This is a genomic window from Eggerthella sp. BIOML-A1, assembly GCF_009875595.1.
GTDB lineage: Bacteria > Actinomycetota > Coriobacteriia > Coriobacteriales > Eggerthellaceae > Eggerthella > Eggerthella lenta.
The window spans coordinates 300822-320153 of record NZ_WWRZ01000002.1; the positions used below are offsets into that span (position 1 = coordinate 300822).

The following is a 19332-nucleotide window of genomic DNA, read 5'->3' on the forward strand; positions in this document are numbered from 1 at the left end:
CGCAATTAGTCGCGCTTCGACCCGCGCCGTTGTCGTATAATTCCCTCATTTCGCATAGAGAAGAGGGGAGGAGACACCTGTGGTTTCCAACGATTTTTGGGTCGTATTCGCGATGCTCCTGTATTTCGTCGCGGTGCTCACCATCGGGTTCGTGTACGCGAAGCGCTCGAACTCGTCGACGGCCGAGTACTTCCTCGGCGGCCGCGGGGTGGGGCCGTGGCTCACGGCGCTGTCGGCGGAGGCGTCCGACATGTCGGGCTGGTTGCTCATGGGCCTGCCGGGCGTGGCCTACTTCACCGGTGCGTCCGACGCCATGTGGACCGCCATCGGCCTTGCCATCGGCACGTATCTCAACTGGAAGTTCGTGGCGAAGCGTTTGCGGAAGTATTCCGTGGTGGCGGGCGATTCCATCACGCTGCCGGAATTCTACAGCAAGCGCTTCCATGACCGTAAGAACATCGTGTCCACGGTGGCCGCGCTCATCATCATGGTGTTCTTCTGCGTGTACGTGGGCAGCTGTTTCGTCACGTGCGGAAAGCTGTTCGCCACGCTGTTCGGCCTCGACTACGCCACGATGATGGTGCTCGGCGCCATCATCGTGTTTTTGTACACGCTGGTCGGCGGCTACCTTTCGGTGGTCACCACCGACTTCGTGCAGGGCGTGCTCATGTTCTTCGCGCTGGCCACCGTGTTCGTGGGCTCGGTCGCCTGGGCGGGCGGCGTCGACAACACCGTCGCGTTCCTGCAGAACATCCCCGGCTTCCTCAGCGGCACCCAGATAGCGGTGCCCCTCGTGGACGACGCGGGCCGGCAGCTCGTGGAGAACGGGACGCCCCTGTTCGGCGACGCGGCCGAGTACCCGCTCATCACCATCGCCTCGATGCTGGCGTGGGGCCTCGGCTACTTCGGTATGCCGCAGGTGCTCGTGCGATTCATGGGCATCCGCTCGGCTGACGAGGTGAAGAAGTCGCGCGTGATCGCGGTCGTATGGTGCGTCGTGTCGCTGGCCTGCGGCATCTGCATCGGCTTGGTGGGCCGCGTCATCATTCCCGTCGACTTCGCCACGCAGGCTCAGGCCGAAAACGTGTTCATCGTGCTGTCCCAGATGATCTTGCCGCCGTTCATGTGCGGCGTAGTGGTGTCGGGCATCTTCGCGGCGTCGATGAGCTCCTCGTCCTCGTACCTGCTGATCGCCGGCTCCTCGGTGGCTGAGAACATCTTCCGCGGGGTCGTCAAGAAAGACGCCACCGACCGCCAGGTCATGATCGTGGCGCGCCTCACGCTCATCGCGGTGTTCATGTTCGGCATCATCGTGGCGTACGACGAGAACTCTTCTATCTTCGGGGTGGTGTCCTACGCTTGGGCGGGCCTCGGCGCCTCGTTCGGCCCGCTCACCCTGTGCGCCTTGTATTGGCGCCGCGCCAACATGCAGGGTGCGCTGGCCGGCATGATCACTGGTACGGTCACGGTGCTCGTCTGGCACAACTTCATCAAGCCTCTCGGCGGCGTGTTCGGCATCTACGAGCTGCTCCCCGCGTTCGTCCTGTCGTTCGCCGCCATCATCATCGTGTCGCTGCTCACGCCCGCCCCGTCGGAGGCGGTCGCGAACGAGTTCGACCATTACATGGACGAAGGGGGAGCCGCCGTCGAAAAGGTCGTGCAGTAGTCGGATCGTTCACGGTTGCACAACATCTAGAGGAGGCCACCACAACACTTGGTGGCCTCCTCTTTTTCCCGTCATGCCTGATGGAGGGCTTGTTTGTGGTTTCGTGACGTGAAGGATACGGCTGCGGCACTTCGACATCGCCCCATGTGGCGGCTTTGAACTGGGCTTATGAAACGCGTTCACAACCTTTTTTGACCATCGGCGCGAACGTGGTATCATGCGTTCAGCTTTTGCCCATACATACTACGTGCTCAATCTAGGAGGATTTCATACATGAGCGAGCATACAATCGGACTGAGCAGGCGAACATTCCTGACCGGCGCGGCCGCGCTCGGCGCCCTTTCCGTTCTGGCTCCGACGACCGCGTTCGCAGAGACGGCTGCTGAGAAGCAGGCCGAGGCCGATGCGGTGCGCAACCAGCTGATCGGCTTGCAGGCCGATCTCGAGGCTGCCGAAATCAGCTATTACTCCGCCCTCGACGAGCGCGATGCCGCGCAGAAGGCGATGGAGGATCAGCAGGCCAAAATCGACGACGCTAACAGCCAGATCAGCGATCTGCAGGACAAGCTGGGCACGCGTGCCCGCAACATGTACCGCAACGGATCCACGAGCTTCGTCGATTTCGTCCTGGGTGCCGCCTCGTTCGAAGAGTTCACCCAGAATTGGGATCTTCTCAACAAGATGAACGAGAACGACGCCGATATGGTCGACCAGACGAAGACCTTGCGCGAAGAGCTGCAGGCTGCCAAGGACGAATTCGCTCGCCAAGAGCAAATCGCCTCGGCCAAGGCTGCGGAAGCCAAACAGATCCAAAGCGATGTCCAGGCCAAGGTCGACCAGGCTACCGAGCTGGTCAGCTCCCTCGATGCCGAAGCGCAGGAGCTCCTTCAGCAGGAGCAGGCTGCGGCGGCGGCCGCTGCGGCGGCGGAGGCTGCGGCCGAGGCCGAGCGTCAGCGCCAGGCGGAGCAGGCGGTGAATCCCGGCGGCGGCGGTGGCGGCGCTAGCGGCGGTTCAGGTTCCGGCTCCGGCGGCGGAAGCGGTTCGTCCGGCGGCGGCGGTGGTGGCGGTTCTGTAGTGTATCCGTCCCGTCCGGTCGGTTCCTACGACTCGGTCGTGGGCTACGCTATGAGCCGTATCGGCTGCCCCTACATCTGGGGTGCCGAAGGCCCCGACTCCTTTGACTGCTCCGGCTTGGTCACGTGGGCGTACCGCCAGGTGGGCATGTACCTGCCGCACCAGAGCGAGGCGCAGTACGCGGCAGCCGCGCGCGTCGTATCGGTTTCCGAGGCGCGTCCGGGCGACGTGCTGTGGCGCTACGGTCACGTCGGTATCGCGGTGAGTGCAGGCGGCTCGCACTACGTGCACGCTCCCACCTTCAACGCGTACGTGCGCGACACCGATCCGCTGTCGTGGGCGCAGTTCACGAACGCGCTGCAGTTCTAAGGCTTCATACGATCACTAAGGGAGGGCTTCGGCCCTCCCTTCTTCTATACCACGGTGCCAACCGTTGGTTCCGCGCGAAAGGAGATCGACCATGCGCATATTCGTCGGGCTCGACAACGGGCTGCTGCCCGATCGCTTCGGCAAGCACGCCCCCGAAGCGTACCAGCTGGACGGGCATCCCGTCCGCTCGTTTCCCATAGAAATCGCCGACGTGCCCGAAGGCGCGCGCACGCTTGCGCTCACGTTTCTCGACTACGACGCCGTCCCCGTGGGCGGCTTCTGCTGGATCCATTGGCTTGCGTGCGACATCGCGCCGGACACGACGCTCGTTCCCGAGAACGCCAGCGCCTCGGGCGAGCTGGCTTGCGTACAGGGCTCGAACAGCGATTGGTCGCCTCTGGCAGGCAGCCATACCGACCCGCGGATCATCCATCGTTACGCGGGCCCGTACCCGCCTGACAAGACGCACGACTACACGCTGACCGTGTACGCGCTCGATTGCGAGCTCGGTTTGTCCGAGGGCTACTTCCTCAACGAGTTCAGGCGCGCCGTTCGCGGGCATGTGTTGGACGAGGCTTCGCTCGAGCTGCCCAGCCGCGCATAGGGGAGGGCTCGTGGAAGCCGTTCGCATCGAGCATCCGCTCGAACCTATATATGCAGTCGATTCGCGCGTGCTCGTGCTGGGAACCATGCCTTCTCCGAAATCGCGCGAGATCGGATTCTACTACGGGCATCCGCAAAACCGGTTCTGGAAGGTGATGGGCGCGCTGTTCGACGAGCCCGAGCCGCTCGGCATCGAGGGACGCGCGGCGTTTCTCGATGCGCACGGCATCGCTCTTTGGGACGTTCTGTCGTCCTGCACCATCGTCGGAGCTTCGGATGCGAGCATCGTCGACCCCGTTGCGAACGATCTTTCGCGCATTGCCGAGGCGGCGCCGCTCGAAGCCGTGTTCACCACGGGCTCGAAGGCGACGGCGCTCTATCGCCGCTTCGGCGCGCCGCAACTTCCCGGCCTTGCGCACACGGGACTTCCTTCCACCAGTCCTGCGAACGCGCGCATGCGCCTCGACGATCTTGTGAAAGCGTATTTGCCGATTCGCGAAACTTTGGAACGCCGGGACGGCGGCGGGCGATGAGCTTCTGCGAGGTCGTCGCTCGATTCGCTGGGCGGAGAGGTCGAGAAAAGGAGGAATCGTGGAGACACGCCCGGGGGCGTGTAGACAGTTGACACGCCGATGTTCCTAGCGTATTATTCTCCTGCTCGCGCGTTCGGGTTCACCGAAAAGCGCGGCAGGCAGCTTGATAAATACACATGAATTAAGCAGCGAATTATGGGCGTGTGCCCGAGTGGCTAAAGGGGACGGGCTGTAAACCCGTTGGCTATGCCTACCTAGGTTCGAATCCTAGCGCGCCCACCATTTTTCGCCTGTGTAGCTCAGTCGGTAGAGCACTTCCTTGGTAAGGAAGAGGTCGTCGGTTCAAGTCCGATCGCAGGCTCCATTTTTTGCTACCTGGCGGTGTAGCTCAGTTGGTTAGAGCACACGGTTCATACCCGTGGCGTCACTGGTTCAAATCCAGTCACCGCTACCATTGTATTATTTCGCGTCCGCTTTGTCGGACGCGTCGTTATTTTGTTTTCGTTTCGCGAAAATATCCTATAAGGAGGATGAAACATGGCTAAGGAGAAGTTCGAGCGTTCCAAGCCGCATGTTAACATCGGTACCATCGGCCACGTCGACCACGGTAAGACGACCCTGACGGCCGCCATTTCCAAGACGCTGTCCGAGAACGACGGCTCGCACGGCTCCGCTCGTGCCGACTTCACGGCGTTCGAGAACATCGACAAGGCTCCCGAGGAGCGCGAGCGCGGTATCACGATCTCCATCGCTCACATCGAGTACGAGACGGATTCCCGCCACTACGCTCACGTCGACTGCCCCGGTCACGCTGACTACGTCAAGAACATGATCACGGGTGCTGCTCAGATGGACGGCGCCATCCTCGTTATCGCCGCCACCGACGGCCCGATGGCCCAGACCCGCGAGCACATCCTGCTCGCCCGTCAGGTCGGCGTGCCCTACATCGTGGTCTTCCTGAACAAGTGCGACATGGTCGACGACGAGGAGCTCCTCGAGCTCGTCGAGATGGAAGTTCGCGAGCTGCTCGACTCTTACGAGTTCCCGGGCGACGACACCCCGATCATCCGCGGCTCCGCTCTGAAGGCCCTCGAGGGCGACAAAGAGTGGCAGGAGAAGGTCTGGGAGCTCATGGACGCCGTCGACTCCTACATCCCGACGCCGGAGCGCATGGTCGACAAGCCGTTCCTGATGGCCGTCGAGGACACGATGACCATCACCGGCCGCGGCACCGTTGCCACCGGTCGTGTGGAGCGTGGTACGCTGCATGTCAACGACCCGCTGGAGATCGTCGGTATCAAGGAGACCCAGAACACGGTCTGCACCGGTATCGAGATGTTCCGCAAGCTGCTCGACGAGGCTCAGGCCGGCGACAACATCGGCTGCCTGCTCCGCGGTGTCAAGCGCGAGGAGATCGTTCGCGGCCAGGTTCTCTGCAAGCCCGGTAGCGTGACCCCGCACACCGAGTTCGAGGGTCAGGTCTACATCCTGACGAAGGAAGAGGGCGGCCGCCACACGCCGTTCTTCGACGGCTACCGTCCGCAGTTCTACTTCCGCACGACGGACGTGACGGGTGTTGCCCACCTTCCCGAGGGCACCGAGATGGTCATGCCGGGCGACAACGTGGAGATCAAGGGCGAGCTCATTCACCCGATCGCCATGGAAGAGGGCCTGCGCTTCGCTATCCGCGAGGGCGGCCGCACGGTCGGCTCCGGTCGCGTTACGAAGATCATCAAGTAACACCGTTTTAGCGTGATCCGACGGGGCCCGCTCCAAGCGGGCCCCGCTCATGAAAATTCATGTGTATGAGATCCAAGCTCGTTTCAGTTGAGGCATAAAGGAGAATTCATGCGTACGTTGGTCACTTTGGCGTGCACGGAGTGCAAGCGCCGTAACTACACGACCAAGAAGAACAAGCAGAACAATCCTGATCGTATCGAGTTGAAGAAGTACTGCAAGTGGTGCAAGTGCCACACGGTGCATAAAGAAACCCGATAGCGCGTCAGAGGTTTGCACGAGCATAGGCCAGTAGCTCCAATTGGTAGAGCGGCGGTCTCCAAAACCGCATGTTGGGGGTTCGAGTCCCTCCTGGCCTGCCAGCTCGAGTATATGAGCAGCTTGCATCAGGTTGCTTGGATGAGCAGCTTGTGATCAGGCTGCTTGTTTGGCGTTTACACGGATACGAATCCCCGGTTAAGGAATCAGATGGCGAAGAAATCAAAGACACAGCGAGCGAAGGCATCTGCCGCACGCGCAGCCCGCAAGGAGCAGGCGCTGAAGGAAGAGGCCGCTGCCAAGGCGAACAAGAACGCCGAGGCCGATGCTGCTGCGACCGAGGCGCCTAAGAAGCGGTTCTTCAAGAAGGCCGAGAAAAGCGACGCGGCCGTGGACGGCGGCAAGCAGGCGAAGGCCTCTGCGAAAGCCGTCGAGAAGAAGGTCGAGAAGGCTCCTGAGAAGAAGCCTGCAAAGAAGCGTCGTTTCGGGTTTCTCAAGGACGTTCGCTCGGAGCTCAAGCGCGTCACGTGGCCGACCAAGCAGGACGTCCTGCGCTGGAGCGTCGTCGTGGTAGTCGCGCTCGTGTTCTTCGGCGTGTACGTTGCCGTGCTCGACAACGTCGTCATCACGCCGCTGCTGATTGCAATTTCCGGTTTGGGGGTCTAAGCGCATGGCGAAGAAGTGGTACGTCCTGCACACGTATTCAGGATACGAGAACAAGGTCAAGAAGAACCTCGAGACGCGCATCGAAACGATGGGTCTCGAGAACAACGTCTTCGGCATCGAGATCCCGACTGAGATGGTCACCGAGATCAAAGAGGGCGGCCGTCGCGTCGAGAGCGAGAAGAAGGTGTTCCCGGGCTACGTGCTGGTTCGCATGGAGCTGGACGATCGCAGCTGGGCTGCGGTTCGCAACACCCCGGGCGTGACCGGCTTCGTGGGTGCCGACGGCAACCCTGCGCCGCTCACGCGCGACGAGTACAACAAGATCATGAAGCGCACGAGCCGCGAGGCTCCGAAGAAGACTTCGTCGAGCCTGGAAGTGGGGCAGTCGGTGAAGGTGGTCTCGGGTCCGCTCGCCGAGTTCGACGGCGTGGTGTCCGAGGTGTCGCCCGATGCCGGCAAGGTGAAGGTCATGGTCTCCATCTTCGGCCGCGAGACTCCGGTCGAGCTTTCGTTCGATCAGGTGGCCAAGATTTAAAGGTGCGAACACAAGCGGCGTCGCGTGCCCGCGTGGACCGGGGCTTCTCATTCGACCCATGCCGCTTTGTTGATAGATTTGTCTAGATGATTTTACTCAGCTGAAAGGAAGCTCTCATGGCTGAAAAGAAGCAAACCGGCTTTATCAAGCTGCAAATCCCCGCGGGTGCCGCCAACCCGGCTCCTCCGGTCGGCCCGGCCCTCGGCGCCCAGGGCGTCAACATCATGCAGTTCTGCCAGGCGTTCAACGCCCAGACGCAGGACCAGTCCGGCACCATCATCCCGGTCGAGATCACGGTGTACGAGGACAAGTCGTTCACCTTCGTGTGCAAGACCCCGCCGGCGGCCGTCCTCATCAAGGAGAAGCTGAACATCAACAGCGGTTCCGGCCTGCCGCACGTGCAGCCCGTCGGCACGCTCACGGAGGATCAGCTCCGCGAGATCGCCGAGATCAAGATGCCCGACCTCAACGCCAACACCATCGAGGCCGCCATGGAGATCATCGCCGGCACGGCTCGCAGCATGGGCGTGCGCATCGAGGGTCGCGAGATGAAGATCAAGTACGTGCCCTCCAAGAAGGTCGCGGCCATGCTTCAGGGCAAGACGCTGGAAGACTAGCCTCCAGCTGCCCGACGTAGGGAATGACCGGCCGCCGGAAAGGCGGCCGTTGTTCGATAGAACGCAGTGGAAGGGCGCCGAGGGCGCTCGCTACTCACCACGAAAGGAAGAACCATGACGAAGCTTTCCAAGAACTATCGCGCCGCTCTCGAGAAGGTCGGCGAGGAGACCCGCGCCCCCCTCGAGGCCATGGCCCTCGTGAAGGAGGTCTCGTTCGCGAAGTTTGACGAGACGGTGGAGGCGGACTTCCGCCTGGGCATCGACACCCGTCAGGCCGATCAGCAGCTCCGCGGCACCGTGAGCCTGCCGAACGGCTCGGGCAAGACCGTCCGCGTGGCCGTGTTCGCCGAGGGCGAAGCCGCCCGTGCCGCCGAAGAGGCCGGTGCCGACATCGTGGGCACCGACGAGCTGACGCAGCAGATCCAGGCCGGCGAGTTCAACTTCGACGCCGCCGTGGCCACGCCCGATCAGATGGGCAAGGTCGGTCGCCTGGGCAAGATCCTCGGTCCCCGCGGCCTCATGCCGAACCCGAAGCTGGGCACCGTCACCAACGACGTGGCGAAGGCCATCAACGAGCTCAAGGGCGGCCGCGTGGAGTACCGCGCCGACCGTTACGGCATCGCGCACGTCATCCTCGGCAAGGTGAGCTTCACCGCCGAGCAGCTGGCCGAGAACTACGGCGCCGTGTACGACGAGATCCTCCGCATGAAGCCGGCCGCCGCGAAGGGCAAGTACGTGAAGTCCATCACGGTGTCCTCCACGATGAGCCCCGGCGTGAAGGTCGATCCGTCCGTGAACCGCAACTACACGGAGCCCGCCGCTGAATAAGCGCACGAGCGCGAACTATGAAAAGGAGCCGAGAGGCTCCTTTTCTTTTGCATCATGAACGAACAAATGTTTCACGTGAAACACTCTGAGACGCCTATGCTCGACGGGGAGGAAGGCGATGCGGAGCCCCTCGCCCCCACGCTTCCTATAACGATTTCAATGTGATATCATATTCGTATCACCTCGCTGAGGTGGCGGGCGAGCGCATGGGGCGCGGAGCCTGAGAGAGAAAGGGATCATCATGTCCGTCGAGAAGACCGTTCATGCAAGGAGCGGCTGGCCGATGCTGGCGCTTCTGCTCGCCGTCGTCGCGCTGTGCGTCGCGTTGATCGTGACGGGGGCGACCATGGCTCCGCCCGATGATGCGCCTATCACGACCGCGACGCAAACGCTCGGCATTGCGCTGCTGGTGGCGGGCATCGTCGCCGTATGCGTGGCGCCCGTCCTGCTGCTGATGGGCTTCTTCACCATCCAGCCGAACCAGGCGCGCGTGCTCATCCTGTTCGGCGACTACAAGGGCACCGTGCGCGACGAAGGTTTCCACTGGGCCAACCCGTTCTACTCCCGCAACGCTGGCTCCACGGTCGACGTGGCCACGGGCAAGCCCATCGCGAAGTCCACGAAGGTCTCGCTGCGCGCCCGCACGTACAACGGCGAGCACCTCAAGGTGAACGACAAGTGCGGCAACCCCATCGAGATCGCCGACGTCATCGTATGGCGCGTCGAGAACACGGCGAAGGCGCTGTTCGATGTGGACGACTACAACACCTACGTGCATACGCAAAGCGAGACGGCGCTGCGTCATGTGGCCACCACGTACGCCTACGACCAGATGCCCGGCGAGCCCGAAGGCGAGATCACGCTGCGCAGCAACATCGAGGAGGTGTCCGAGGCGCTCAAGGAAGAGTTGGCGGTGCGCCTGGAGAAGGCCGGCGTGGTCATCGACGACGCGCGCCTCACGCACCTGGCGTACGCGCCGGAGATCGCCCAGGCGATGCTGCGCCGCCAGCAGGCCGAAGCCGTCATCGCCGCCCGCGAGAAGATCGTGCAGGGCGCGGTGAGCATGGTGGACATGGCGCTGGCCGAGCTGTCGGCGAAGAACGTGGTAGACTTGGACGACGAGCGCAAGGCCGCCATGGTGTCGAACCTCATGGTGGTGCTCTGCGGCGAGTCCGACGCGCAGCCCGTGCTGAACACGGGAACGCTGTACCAGTAGGAAGGAACGCTGCGGCGCGGCGCCACGCGCCGTGCCGCAGCTTCGGTGGCAAGCTATGGCGAAGCGAAAACAGTATCCCCTGCGCATCGATTCGGAGGTGTGGGCCGGCATCGAACGGTGGGCCGCCGACGATTTGCGCAGCGTGAACGCCCAGGTGGAGTTCATCCTGCGCCGGGCGCTCAAGGACGCGGGGCGCCTCAAGGACGAAGGCGGCCGGCAGCCCGGGCATCCGGGACGCACGGGAGACGAAGAAGCGGCCGCGGAGTGATTCCGCGGGCGCTTCCGTTCGTTCGGGCAGGAAAGGGGAGGGCGGTTACGCCAGCACCTCTTCGCGCTCGACGACCTCTTCCAGCTTCTCGCGCGCCGGAGCGCGGGAGGAGTCGTGCTCGGAGCCCTGCACGCGGCCGAGCTTCGTGTTGTCCTCCTTGCGGTTGCGCAGCGCGCGCACCGGGCTGGGCTGGTCCTCGATGCGGTAGTCCTCGCCGTCCTTCTTCTGCGCCTCGCGGATGACGCGGTGGCTGGGCACGTTCTGAATGCGGCCGTTCACCTGGTCGTTCCAGCCGAAGAAGCGGTAGTCGCCGGGCAGCTCGTCCAGCTCGACGAACTCCTCTTCCTTCGCGGTGAGGGTCGCCTGCTCGTCCAGCACCTCGCGCACGTAGTCCTTCGTGGGGTGGAAGTCCAGAAGCTCGGGGAACTCGCCGTCGGGGATGAGCGACTGCCATTCCATGTTCTCGTGCTTGTACAGCAGGTCGGCGGCCTTGTGCAGGTGCCCGACTTCCTGCTCGAAGTGCTGCTCCCAGATCTTCTTCACGTACGGGTCGACCTCGGTCTCGTAGAACGAATAGTACAGGTACGTCTCCATGTACTCGCGCAGAAGCAGGTTCTGCAGCCAGGTGGCCGAAGGGTCGAGCAGCGCGCCGTAGTGCGTGACGTGCTCTTCCTCGACCATGCCGATTTCCAGGTAGAGGTCGCGCGCGACGCCTTCGGGCTGCGTGTTGCCCAGGTTCATGTAGAAGTTCATGGTCTGCTGCTCGCCGGCCGTCAGGATGAGCGCGCCGAGGATCGTGCGGATGTCGGCGGTCTTGGCGTTGCGCGGGGCGCGGACCGAGTCGAACGGATGGCGATGGTGCGCGACGGTGGGACGGCCCGGCGTGATCTCGATGGTGTCGAGCACGAGCTCGTGGGCGGGCAGGTCCTCGTCGACCTTGAGCAGGTTCGCGTAGCGGTACAGGTGGTCGAAGTCCTCGAGCAGGGCGAAGTCCATGCAGGATTTCGCGTACGCGTCGGGCTCGTGCATGGCGAGCCAGGCCGTGAGGTCGACGGCCAGCTGCTCGTAGCCGATGGTGGTCTCAAGCGGCGTCTCGTCGGAGGGCGACAGCCAGTTCACGTGCTTCTGCTGGCCGGCCTCGATGCGGCGCATGAGCGCGAGGTCGCGGCGCAGGTCGTTGTCCTCGCAGTTGCGGTTGAAGTTGTGGCCGAACATCACGGCTTCCACCTCGATACCGTTCATGAGGATGATGCGCGCCTTGGTGTACGGATCGGTTTCCAGCTTCTTGTAAGGGCGGGGCGAAAGATCCTTCCAGTCCAGCATCATGTCCTCAAGGGATTTCGTCGGTTTCTGGTCAAACGGGTTCATAGAGCCTCCTGTTCGTTTGCTGACGGTTGCCCTTGCCATGCTAGAGGCGGCGCTCGCGCGCGTTGCCGCCCGCCGCGGAGGCGTTTCGGGGTCGTGGGAGGGATGTAACGGCCTCGGAAGCCGGGGCGGCAGTGCTATACTGGGCGACGGCAAACAACGGCGTACAAGGCAAGGTGCGAACGCGTATGATCATCAGGAAGTCCCCGGCCGAGATCGAGGCCATGAAGGAAGCGGGCCGCGTGTCGGCCAAGGTGCTGCGCGAGGTGGGCGCGCAGGTGCGGCCCGGCGTGTCCACGCTCGAGCTGGACGAGCTGGCCGAGGCGCTCATCCGAGCGGAAGGCGGCGTGCCCGCGTTCAAGGGCTACGGCGGGTTCCCCGGCTCCATCTGCGCATCGGTGAACGAGCAGATCGTGCACGGCATCCCTTCGCGCAGCGTGGTGCTCAAAGAGGGCGACATCATCTCCATCGACACGGGCGCCATCGTGGACGGCTGGGTGGGCGACAACGCGTGGACGTACGCGGTGGGGAAGATCTCGCCGGAGAAGAAGCGCCTGCTGGACGTGACCGAGCGGTGCATGTGGGCCGGGCTTGACGCCGCGCGACCGGGCAACCGGCTGGGCGACATCGGCCACGCCGTGCAGAGCGTGGCCGAGGAAGCGGGCTACGGCGTGGTGCGCGAGTACGTGGGGCACGGCATCGGGCGCGACATGCACGAAGACCCCAACGTGCCGAACTTCGGCCGCAAGCACACCGGCGTGAAGCTGGAGGCGGGCATGGTGCTGGCCATCGAGCCGATGATCAACCTGGGCACGTACAAGACGCGCCAGATGCCCGACGGATGGCTGGTGTGCACGCGCGACGGCCTGCCGTCGGCGCACTTCGAGAAGACGGTGGCCATCACCGAGGACGGCCCCGTGATCCTGACCACCGAAGAGGGGCATAGGCGACCGGTGTAGAAAAATGTCCCCATTGGGAACAGGTGCCTTTTGGGCATTTACACACCGGTTGCCATCCAGAGGATGAAGACGAGTTGCAAGACGTTGAACCAGACGAGGGCGAACATGAGGGCGATGCGTCCGCCGTGCGCATAGGAGCCGTGTCGCGCGGTCAGCTTGTCCATGAACGCGTACAGAATCGTGAACAGCGCTCCGCACCCCACGATGATGAAGGTCGGCTCAAACGCGCCGACCTTCGAGCCCACGCGATCGACGCCGCCTGCGCCTGCGTGAAGCGGGATGGTGTCGGGCAGCACGAACAGAACGGCGAGCCCGGTCATGACGAACGGGAGCAGCGTGAGCGCGATCATCGCGATCAATCCCGAACGTTTCATCCTTGCTCCTTCTTCACGCAAATGTTCCAAATGAGGACCGTCCCCTTATGGGATTTCGCTACTTCAGCTGCTTGCCGTCGGTGTCCCAGTAGAAGCGCTTGAACTTGGGGATCTGGTTCACGTGCATCACCTTCGCCCAGACGTTGTGCATGAACGAGTCGGGCGCGTAGTGCAACGGGTAGGGCTCGGGGGTGCGGCGCAGCGTCTCGAGGGCCTGCTGCAGGCGCGCGCGGTTCTCCATGCTGCGATCCAGCACGTAGCGCGGCACGCAGCTGTAGACGAACGGATCGTACGCCTCGCGGTAGTCGATGGTCTCGCCCAGCAGGAACTCGCGCACGATGAGCTCGACGAAGTTCTGGCCGCCCAGGCTCATGTAGTACGTGTTGCGGCCGCAGCGCGTGTTCACCTCGAAGAAGCGGAACGAGCCGTCGCGCTCGTCCAGCTTGATGTCGAAGTTCGCGAAGCCGCGGTAGCCCGTGCGTATGAGGAAGCGCTTGGCGCACGCGATGATCTCGGGCTCGCGCTCGCCCATGATGCACAGCGGGTTGCCGAGTGCTGTGGGGTCGTGGTCCTGCAGGCATACGACACCGCCCGACACCACGCGCACCTCGCCCGAGGCGTCCGAGAACGTGGTGAGCGTGCGGATGGCGTCGTCGCCGCCGGGGATGAAGTCCTGCAGCACCAGCTCGTTGCCGTAATCGGAGGTGCGGATGTCGCGCCACACCTGAGCCAGCTCCTCGGCGCTTTCGATCTCGTAGATCTTGCGCTTGCGGGGTATGTCGGCATCTTGGAACTGAGCCGAGTTCGACGGTTTCGCGATCAGCGGGTAGGGGAAGTCCTGCACCGGCAGCTCGGCCGGGCCGTTCTCGCTGCAATCGAAGTACCAGGTGCGGGGGTAGGGGATGTCCAGTTCGTCGCACAGCTCGTAGAAGCGGCGCTTCTGCGTGATGTCGTCCAGCAGGTCGAAGTCGATGTAGGGAACCGTGTAGCCGGCCGCTTCCAAGCGCGGCTTTCCCGATGACAGCATGCGCGCGTGGCAGTCGTCGCAGCCCAGCACCAGCAGCACGCGGTCGGGGTCCTCGGCGCGCACTTGGGCGGCCACGCGCTCGAGCGCGTCGTAGAGGCCTTCCGGCTCGTGGATGAGCGGCTCCAGGCGGTAGTCGGTGAAGCGGCTCGACGACAGCATCTTGATGTCCTGCGTGGCCAGCACGATGGTGCGCTCGACGCCGTAGGCGCGGTGCAGCTCGCGCACGTAGCTGTAGGCCAGGATGTCGCCGCCCACGACGACGGGCTGCAAGCGGTGCGCGACGTCGGCGGTAGATGCGATGCGGGGTGAAGCGGGCATGTCGGGTTCTCCTTATGTACGGTATACCGCAGCATTATCCCATAGCTCGCTTTCGGCGTGGCGCGGGAAGCGAATCTCCGTGAAGAGCCGAGAAACGCGGGGCGGCGATCCGTTGGCTGCGGGCTGGGGGCTGCGTCTGGATATGGGGTTTCCATCGCCGCCCTTGGGGATTGCGCGACGGTGGCGTATCATATCGAAGGATATGAACGCACCCGCCGCGCGAGAAGCGCAGGCGCGCACGCAGGAGGAGCCGATCATATGTGCGGATTCGTGGGATTCACCGCGGTCGATTACGATACCGATACCAACAAGGCCGTCGTCAAGGACATGGCCGATCGCATCGCCCATCGCGGGCCCGACGACGAGGGCTTCTTCGTGGACGACGACATCGCCATGGGCTTCCGCCGCTTGAGCATCATCGACCTGGAGGGCTCGCGCCAGCCCATGCAGAACGCCGACGGCACCGTAACCGTCACGTTCAACGGCGAGATATACAACTTCCAGGAGCTGCGCGCCGAGCTCGAGGCGCTCGGCTACGCCTTCGTCACGAACGGCGACACCGAGACCATCGTCCACGGCTACGAGGCGTGGGGCACGGACGTGTTCGAGAAGCTGCGCGGCATGTTCGCCATCGCCATCTGGGACGCGCCGAAGAAGCGCCTCGTGTGCGCGCGCGACCTGTTCGGCATCAAGCCGTTCTACTACCAGCACGACGGCAACCGCCTCATCTACGGCAGCGAGATCAAGGCGTTTCTGGCGCATCCGGCGTTCCGCAAAGAGCTCAACCGCGAGATGCTGCCGCAGTACCTGTGCTTCGAGTACATGAACGACTCGCAGACCATGTTCAAGGACGTCCACAAGCTGCTGCCCGGCCATTTCATGGTGTTCGAGAACGGCGAGCTGAACGTCGAGTGCTTCTACCGCATCACGTACAAGATCGACGAGTCCAAGGGGCTCGACGAGTGGGCCGACGAGATCAACCGCGTGTTCGACGAATCGGTGGCGGCGCATGAGATCGCCGACGTGGAGATCGGCAGCTTCCTGTCGGGCGGCATCGACAGCTCGCTGGCCGCGTACTGCATGGGGCAGCACGCTCCCGACATCAAGACGTTCTCGGTGGGCTACGACATCGGCTGCGAGGACAAGCTGGCCGAGATCGACGCGCTGCCCGACTTTGACATCAAGCTGAACGAGCTGGACGACGCCACGGCGTTCGCCGAATGGGCGCAGCTGCCGAACTGGCAGGTGAAGGTCGACGCGCAGGAGTTCCTCGACATCGTGCCCACCGAGCAGTATCACATGGACGAGCCGCTCGGCGCGCCGAGCGCCATCCCGCTGTTCTTCGTCAGCAAGCTGGCGCGCGAGCAGGTGAAGGTGGTGCAGTCGGGCGAGGGCGCCGACGAGCTGTTCGGCGGCTATTGGATCTACCACGACCAGTTCGAGTTCGACAAGTACTTCAAGGTGCCGCGTCCTCTGCGCGCCGCCGCGGGCGCCGTGGCCGAGAAGCTCCCCTCCTTCCACGGGCGCCGCTTCGCGATGCGCGGCTCGGGCGGCCCCGAGAAGAGCTATCAGCGTGCGAGCATGAACTACATGTGGGACGAGATTCCCAACGTGCTGAAGGACTACGACGGTCCCTGCAAGCCGTGGGAGTGGTGCAAGCCGCACTTCGACGAGGCGGCAAAGCAAGACCTCGACATCATCACGCAGACGCAGTACGTGGACATGGTCAGCTACATGCCGTTCGACATCTGCCTCAAGGCCGACAAGATGTCCATGTCTCAGTCGCTCGAGCTGCGCGTGCCGTTCCTCGACAAGAAGGTGCTCGACGTGGCGCTGCAGCTGCCCACGGCCTGCCGCGTGGACGACGACCACGCGAAGTACGCGCTGCGCGTGGCTGCGAGCAAGCTGGGCTTCCAGAAGAAGGTGGCGAACATGCCCAAGCAGCCGTTCATCACGCCTTTGACCGTGTGGCTGCAGACCGACCTCTACTACGACCGCATCAAGGAGGCGTTCACGAGCGAGGCCGCGCACGAGTTCTTCAACGTGGACTACCTCGTGCAGATGCTCGACGACCACAAGTCGGCCGACTTCTCCACGGTGGAGGGCCGCGGCAAGCTCAAGATGATGCGCATCTGGAACATCTACTGCTTCCTGTGCTGGTACGAAGTGTTCTTCGGGAAGTCGAGCGAGCAGCTGAAGCCGAAGACGAAGGTGGCGTAAGCGAAAGCGGCGGGGGCGATTCCCTCGCCGCTTTTTTTGTATCGCGCAGTCGCCGGCGGTTGGCAACCGGCTTGACGGCTTGATGGCAGAAACTTGGAGAAATTCGTCGCAATTCGCGTGCTCTTCGGGAGGACGGAAAAACGGCGATCTGCTGACCAGGCTCGTTGCTGCAGTCGTGAAAAGGCGAAGCCGCGAAGCGCCGCCGCGCGGCCGTGAAACGACGAAAAACTCCCAAAATCTGCCAAACGACTCTCGGCGAGGGTTCGCGCAGCGACGGCGCACGATCCTCGCAATGCGGCGATCGCCCGCCGCCGTCGCCTGGCGTCGCACCCGCTCTTTCGGGTCGAAGCGCTCCCCATCAGCGCTTTTCTTCGATGTAATCCTTTTCTGGTGAACTTCGTCTTGCTTCGGGATTCGTTCCTTTCGTGTGTCGCGGGCGCTGCTTGCGTCCGCCATCATGCGAGGTGCACCGCATGGTGCGGGAGGATTCCGAACAAAGGAAGGGGAACCATGGAAGGAACCACGATTGCAGGTAAGAAGACGGCGAGGACGGGACTGATCGCGCTCGTCTCGCTCGCGCTGGCGGCCATGTTGGGCCTGGCGGCATGCGGCGGCGGAGGCGGCGCGGCCGCCGAAGTGTCGGGCGAAGATCGCACGAACGCCAAGCAGGTGATCATGGCGGCGGGCGATCTGTTCACGATGATGGACATGGGCCTGACCGACGCCGACAGCCCTGCAACCATCTCGCAGGACGATCCGGCCTACGCCGAGTTCTTCGACAAGCTGCTCCAGTACAAGAAGGTCGCCGATTTGGACGTGCAGGACGTGAGCATCACCGTGTCCATCCAGGCCGTGCAGGCGAGCACGGCGCGCGAGGACAGCACGCAGGTGAACTATCGCTACGCCGTTACCGAAGCGAGCATGAACGTGAACGGCGTGCCGGTGTCCTACAGCGCCGACAAGGGTTTTTCCAAGAACTAAGCGACCATTCTCACACGTGAAGGAGCACGATCATGAAGGATATGTCTCGGAGGAACTTCGTCACCCTGGGAGCCCTGGGCGCGGCGGGTGCGGCCGTGTGCGGTCTGGCGGGCTGCGCGCCGCAGAAAACGACGGAAGCCGGCGCAGGCGGCGCATCCGCGAAACAGGAGACCATCAACTGCTCGGGCATCGAGGTGAACCCCGACGAGGTGATGGAGGTCATTCCCACCGACATCGTCATCGTGGGCGGCGGGTTCTCGGGCCTGGCCTGCGCCGTGCAGGCAGCCAAGAACGGCGACGACTTCATCCTGCTGGAAGGCCAGGCCACGCTCGGCGGCAACGGCCAGGGCGTGGAGGGCACGTTCGCCGTTGACTCCCGCTTCCAGAAGGAGCAGGGCGTCACCTGCGATCGTTCGGTGATCATGCAGGAGGAGCTGGGTAAGGCGCAGTGGTGCCCGAACGGGCTCTTGTACAAGGACCTAATCGACGCGTCGGCCGACAACATAGAGTGGCTTGTGGACGAGTGCGGCTGCCAGCTCGACGGGCTCATCGACAACTACCCGTGCGGTGCGACGTCGGGCAAGGTGGACTCGTTCCACTGGTGGAAGGACGGCGCGGCCTACGTGGGCTACGTGCTGCCCTTGCAGCAGCAGCTGCGCGACGCAGGCGCCGACATCCGCCTGAATAACCGCGCGCTCGAGTTCAGCTACGACGAGTCGGGCAAGGTGAACGGCGTGTACGCCATCGACGCGTTCGGCGATCTGGTGCAGTACGAGGCCAAGTTCGTGGTGCTGGCCACGGGCGGATTCGCCAACGACGACAAGCGCCTGCAGAAGCACGGCTTCAACCTGGAGACGCTCGAGCGCATCGGCACGCCCGGCCACTTCGGCGATGGCGTGAACATGGTGCTGGCGGCGGGCGCAGCCGAGTTCACCGGCGTGTGCTACCTGAAATACAACCGCATCAGCCATCAGGTGGAGGTGTTCGGCCCGCTGTGGACGGAGTTCTGCTTCGGAGGCCCGTTCCTCTGGGTCAACCAGGATTGCGACCGGTTCGTGGACGAGAGCCTCGTGTTCCGCGTGGAGAACCAGATCACGCAGTCGGCGCCCATACACGAGCAGAACGGTATCGCCTACACGGTGTTCGACCAGGCCATCTTCGAGAAGCAGATCGCCGACGACAAGGCGAACGCCGACGAGTGGGGCGTCGACGTGGCGGCGCAATGGGAGAAGATCATCGCCGAGGGCGATGACGGCTACCGCGCCGATACGCTGGAGGAGGCGGCGAAGCAGACGGGCCTCGATCCTGCCGCCCTCAAGGCCGCCGTGGACGACTACAACGCCAAGTGCGCCGCCGGCGTCGACGACATCTTCGGCAAGGAGGCCGCGTACCTGCTGCCCATCGAGACGCCCCCGTTCTACATCGGCCGCATCCACGAGTGCATGGAAGGCCCGCTCGGCGGCGTGAAGACCGACCGGCACTTCCGTCCCGTGCTCGAACAGGGCGGCGTGATGGAGAACGTGTTCGTCATCGGCCTCGACGGCATCATGCTGTATCGCGACGTGTACCCGATGGACGTGCCCGGCTCGGCCAGCGCCGAGTGCCTGAACGGCGGGCGCGCCGCCGCCAACCAGGCGCACGAGCTGTTGAAGGCGTAGCTCCTCGCATCGATTTCGCTCCCTCCCCGTGCGACGGGCCCGGCCGCTGTGCCGGGCCCT

The 19332-nt window shown here is 63.6% G+C and carries 19 protein-coding genes and 4 tRNA genes; 20 read left to right on the forward strand and 3 right to left on the reverse strand.

Annotated elements, in window-relative coordinates:
* The first annotated feature begins 79 nt into the window (after positions 1 to 79).
* The 16 genes from GT590_RS03100 to GT590_RS03175 all read left to right on the forward strand — a co-directional run bounded on the left by GT590_RS03100 (position 80) and on the right by GT590_RS03175 (position 10370).
* A complete protein-coding gene (locus GT590_RS03100; protein WP_009306305.1) occupies positions 80 to 1666 on the forward strand; it encodes a sodium/proline symporter in 1587 nt (528 codons plus the stop codon).
* Between the two features lie 273 nt (positions 1667 to 1939).
* Positions 1940 to 3109 carry a C40 family peptidase gene (locus GT590_RS03105; RefSeq protein ID WP_009607879.1) on the forward strand — a complete coding sequence of 390 codons (1170 nt, stop codon included), beginning with the start codon at positions 1940 to 1942 and terminating at the stop codon, positions 3107 to 3109.
* A gap of 91 nt (positions 3110 to 3200) precedes the next feature.
* Positions 3201 to 3713 (forward strand): YbhB/YbcL family Raf kinase inhibitor-like protein, encoded by a 513-nt coding sequence (locus GT590_RS03110; protein ID WP_086414435.1) that lies wholly within the window; start codon positions 3201 to 3203, stop codon positions 3711 to 3713.
* A 10-nt stretch (positions 3714 to 3723) separates the two neighbouring features.
* Complete coding sequence (locus GT590_RS03115) at positions 3724 to 4245, forward strand: DNA-deoxyinosine glycosylase (protein WP_086414436.1); 522 nt, start codon at positions 3724 to 3726, stop codon at positions 4243 to 4245.
* A 197-nt stretch (positions 4246 to 4442) separates the two neighbouring features.
* Positions 4443 to 4527, forward strand: a tRNA-Tyr gene (locus GT590_RS03120).
* 6 nt (positions 4528 to 4533) lie between these two features.
* A tRNA-Thr gene (locus GT590_RS03125) sits at positions 4534 to 4609 on the forward strand.
* Between the two features lie 13 nt (positions 4610 to 4622).
* Positions 4623 to 4699: transfer RNA gene (locus GT590_RS03130), tRNA-Met, on the forward strand.
* An 83-nt stretch (positions 4700 to 4782) separates the two neighbouring features.
* Entirely contained in the window at positions 4783 to 5985 is a 1203-nt protein-coding gene (tuf, locus tag GT590_RS03135; RefSeq protein WP_009306296.1) for an elongation factor Tu, read from the forward strand.
* A gap of 108 nt (positions 5986 to 6093) precedes the next feature.
* Positions 6094 to 6243: a 50S ribosomal protein L33 gene (rpmG, locus tag GT590_RS03140; protein ID WP_009306293.1), complete on the forward strand. Its 150-nt coding sequence runs from the start codon at positions 6094 to 6096 to the stop codon at positions 6241 to 6243.
* Between the two features lie 24 nt (positions 6244 to 6267).
* Positions 6268 to 6344: transfer RNA gene (locus GT590_RS03145), tRNA-Trp, on the forward strand.
* Between the two features lie 106 nt (positions 6345 to 6450).
* A complete protein-coding gene (secE, locus tag GT590_RS03150) occupies positions 6451 to 6906 on the forward strand; it encodes a preprotein translocase subunit SecE (protein ID WP_009306292.1) in 456 nt (151 codons plus the stop codon).
* Between the two features lie 4 nt (positions 6907 to 6910).
* Positions 6911 to 7441 carry a transcription termination/antitermination protein NusG gene (gene nusG, locus GT590_RS03155; protein WP_009306289.1) on the forward strand — a complete coding sequence of 177 codons (531 nt, stop codon included), beginning with the start codon at positions 6911 to 6913 and terminating at the stop codon, positions 7439 to 7441.
* A gap of 116 nt (positions 7442 to 7557) precedes the next feature.
* The gene (rplK, locus tag GT590_RS03160) at positions 7558 to 8058 is read left to right on the forward strand and encodes a 50S ribosomal protein L11 (RefSeq protein ID WP_009306288.1); all 501 of its coding nucleotides are present in this window, start codon (positions 7558 to 7560) and stop codon (positions 8056 to 8058) included.
* Positions 8059 to 8172: 114 nt separating this feature from the next.
* Positions 8173 to 8886 (forward strand): 50S ribosomal protein L1, encoded by a 714-nt coding sequence (rplA, locus tag GT590_RS03165; RefSeq protein WP_009306286.1) that lies wholly within the window; start codon positions 8173 to 8175, stop codon positions 8884 to 8886.
* A 241-nt stretch (positions 8887 to 9127) separates the two neighbouring features.
* Complete coding sequence (locus GT590_RS03170; protein WP_181816795.1) at positions 9128 to 10102, forward strand: SPFH domain-containing protein; 975 nt, start codon at positions 9128 to 9130, stop codon at positions 10100 to 10102.
* A 55-nt stretch (positions 10103 to 10157) separates the two neighbouring features.
* Complete coding sequence (locus GT590_RS03175; protein WP_161170889.1) at positions 10158 to 10370, forward strand: hypothetical protein; 213 nt, start codon at positions 10158 to 10160, stop codon at positions 10368 to 10370.
* A gap of 45 nt (positions 10371 to 10415) precedes the next feature.
* Here GT590_RS03175 and GT590_RS03180 read toward each other — a convergent pair whose 3' ends face one another.
* Positions 10416 to 11738 carry a hypothetical protein gene (locus GT590_RS03180; protein ID WP_086414438.1) on the reverse strand — a complete coding sequence of 441 codons (1323 nt, stop codon included), beginning with the start codon at positions 11736 to 11738 and terminating at the stop codon, positions 10416 to 10418.
* Positions 11739 to 11923: 185 nt separating this feature from the next.
* Between GT590_RS03180 and map the strand changes: the two genes are divergently transcribed.
* Entirely contained in the window at positions 11924 to 12694 is a 771-nt protein-coding gene (gene map, locus GT590_RS03185) for a type I methionyl aminopeptidase (protein WP_009306278.1), read from the forward strand.
* 38 nt (positions 12695 to 12732) lie between these two features.
* Here the strand turns inward: map and GT590_RS03190 are convergent, their stop codons facing one another.
* Together GT590_RS03190 and GT590_RS03195 are read right to left on the reverse strand one after the other, a co-directional pair.
* On the reverse strand, positions 12733 to 13068 hold the full coding sequence (locus GT590_RS03190; protein ID WP_114516333.1) for a DUF1648 domain-containing protein: 336 nt from the start codon (positions 13066 to 13068) through the stop codon (positions 12733 to 12735).
* Positions 13069 to 13126: 58 nt separating this feature from the next.
* Complete coding sequence (locus GT590_RS03195) at positions 13127 to 14413, reverse strand: carboxylate--amine ligase (protein ID WP_114516332.1); 1287 nt, start codon at positions 14411 to 14413, stop codon at positions 13127 to 13129.
* Between the two features lie 258 nt (positions 14414 to 14671).
* Here GT590_RS03195 and asnB point away from each other — a divergent pair, with 258 nt between their 5' ends.
* From asnB to GT590_RS03210, 3 genes are all read left to right on the forward strand, one after another.
* Positions 14672 to 16633 carry an asparagine synthase (glutamine-hydrolyzing) gene (gene asnB / locus GT590_RS03200; RefSeq protein ID WP_161170890.1) on the forward strand — a complete coding sequence of 654 codons (1962 nt, stop codon included), beginning with the start codon at positions 14672 to 14674 and terminating at the stop codon, positions 16631 to 16633.
* Between the two features lie 510 nt (positions 16634 to 17143).
* Positions 17144 to 17614 carry a hypothetical protein gene (locus GT590_RS03205; RefSeq protein ID WP_021409520.1) on the forward strand — a complete coding sequence of 157 codons (471 nt, stop codon included), beginning with the start codon at positions 17144 to 17146 and terminating at the stop codon, positions 17612 to 17614.
* A gap of 32 nt (positions 17615 to 17646) precedes the next feature.
* Positions 17647 to 19272, forward strand: coding sequence for an FAD-dependent oxidoreductase (locus GT590_RS03210; RefSeq protein WP_161170891.1), 1626 nt, complete (start codon positions 17647 to 17649; stop codon positions 19270 to 19272).
* Positions 19273 to 19332 lie beyond the last annotated feature (60 nt).

What these genes read in the sequence shown, in the direction of transcription:
- map (WP_009306278.1), top strand. Translation starts at nt 11,924, where the DNA reads ATGATCATCAGGAAGTCCCCGGCCGAGATCGAGGCCATGAAGGAAGCG.
- nusG (WP_009306289.1), top strand. Translation starts at nt 6,911, where the DNA reads ATGGCGAAGAAGTGGTACGTCCTGCACACGTATTCAGGATACGAGAAC.
- tuf (WP_009306296.1), top strand. Translation starts at nt 4,783, where the DNA reads ATGGCTAAGGAGAAGTTCGAGCGTTCCAAGCCGCATGTTAACATCGGT.
- asnB (WP_161170890.1), top strand. Translation starts at nt 14,672, where the DNA reads ATGTGCGGATTCGTGGGATTCACCGCGGTCGATTACGATACCGATACC.
- GT590_RS03170 (WP_181816795.1), top strand. Translation starts at nt 9,128, where the DNA reads ATGTCCGTCGAGAAGACCGTTCATGCAAGGAGCGGCTGGCCGATGCTG.
- rpmG (WP_009306293.1), top strand. Translation starts at nt 6,094, where the DNA reads ATGCGTACGTTGGTCACTTTGGCGTGCACGGAGTGCAAGCGCCGTAAC.
- GT590_RS03110 (WP_086414435.1), top strand. Translation starts at nt 3,201, where the DNA reads ATGCGCATATTCGTCGGGCTCGACAACGGGCTGCTGCCCGATCGCTTC.
- GT590_RS03210 (WP_161170891.1), top strand. Translation starts at nt 17,647, where the DNA reads ATGAAGGATATGTCTCGGAGGAACTTCGTCACCCTGGGAGCCCTGGGC.
- GT590_RS03180 (WP_086414438.1), bottom strand. Translation starts at nt 11,738, where the DNA reads ATGAACCCGTTTGACCAGAAACCGACGAAATCCCTTGAGGACATGATG.
- rplK (WP_009306288.1), top strand. Translation starts at nt 7,558, where the DNA reads ATGGCTGAAAAGAAGCAAACCGGCTTTATCAAGCTGCAAATCCCCGCG.
- GT590_RS03190 (WP_114516333.1), bottom strand. Translation starts at nt 13,068, where the DNA reads ATGAAACGTTCGGGATTGATCGCGATGATCGCGCTCACGCTGCTCCCG.
- GT590_RS03195 (WP_114516332.1), bottom strand. Translation starts at nt 14,413, where the DNA reads ATGCCCGCTTCACCCCGCATCGCATCTACCGCCGACGTCGCGCACCGC.
- GT590_RS03205 (WP_021409520.1), top strand. Translation starts at nt 17,144, where the DNA reads ATGGAAGGAACCACGATTGCAGGTAAGAAGACGGCGAGGACGGGACTG.
- GT590_RS03105 (WP_009607879.1), top strand. Translation starts at nt 1,940, where the DNA reads ATGAGCGAGCATACAATCGGACTGAGCAGGCGAACATTCCTGACCGGC.
- rplA (WP_009306286.1), top strand. Translation starts at nt 8,173, where the DNA reads ATGACGAAGCTTTCCAAGAACTATCGCGCCGCTCTCGAGAAGGTCGGC.
- GT590_RS03175 (WP_161170889.1), top strand. Translation starts at nt 10,158, where the DNA reads ATGGCGAAGCGAAAACAGTATCCCCTGCGCATCGATTCGGAGGTGTGG.
- secE (WP_009306292.1), top strand. Translation starts at nt 6,451, where the DNA reads ATGGCGAAGAAATCAAAGACACAGCGAGCGAAGGCATCTGCCGCACGC.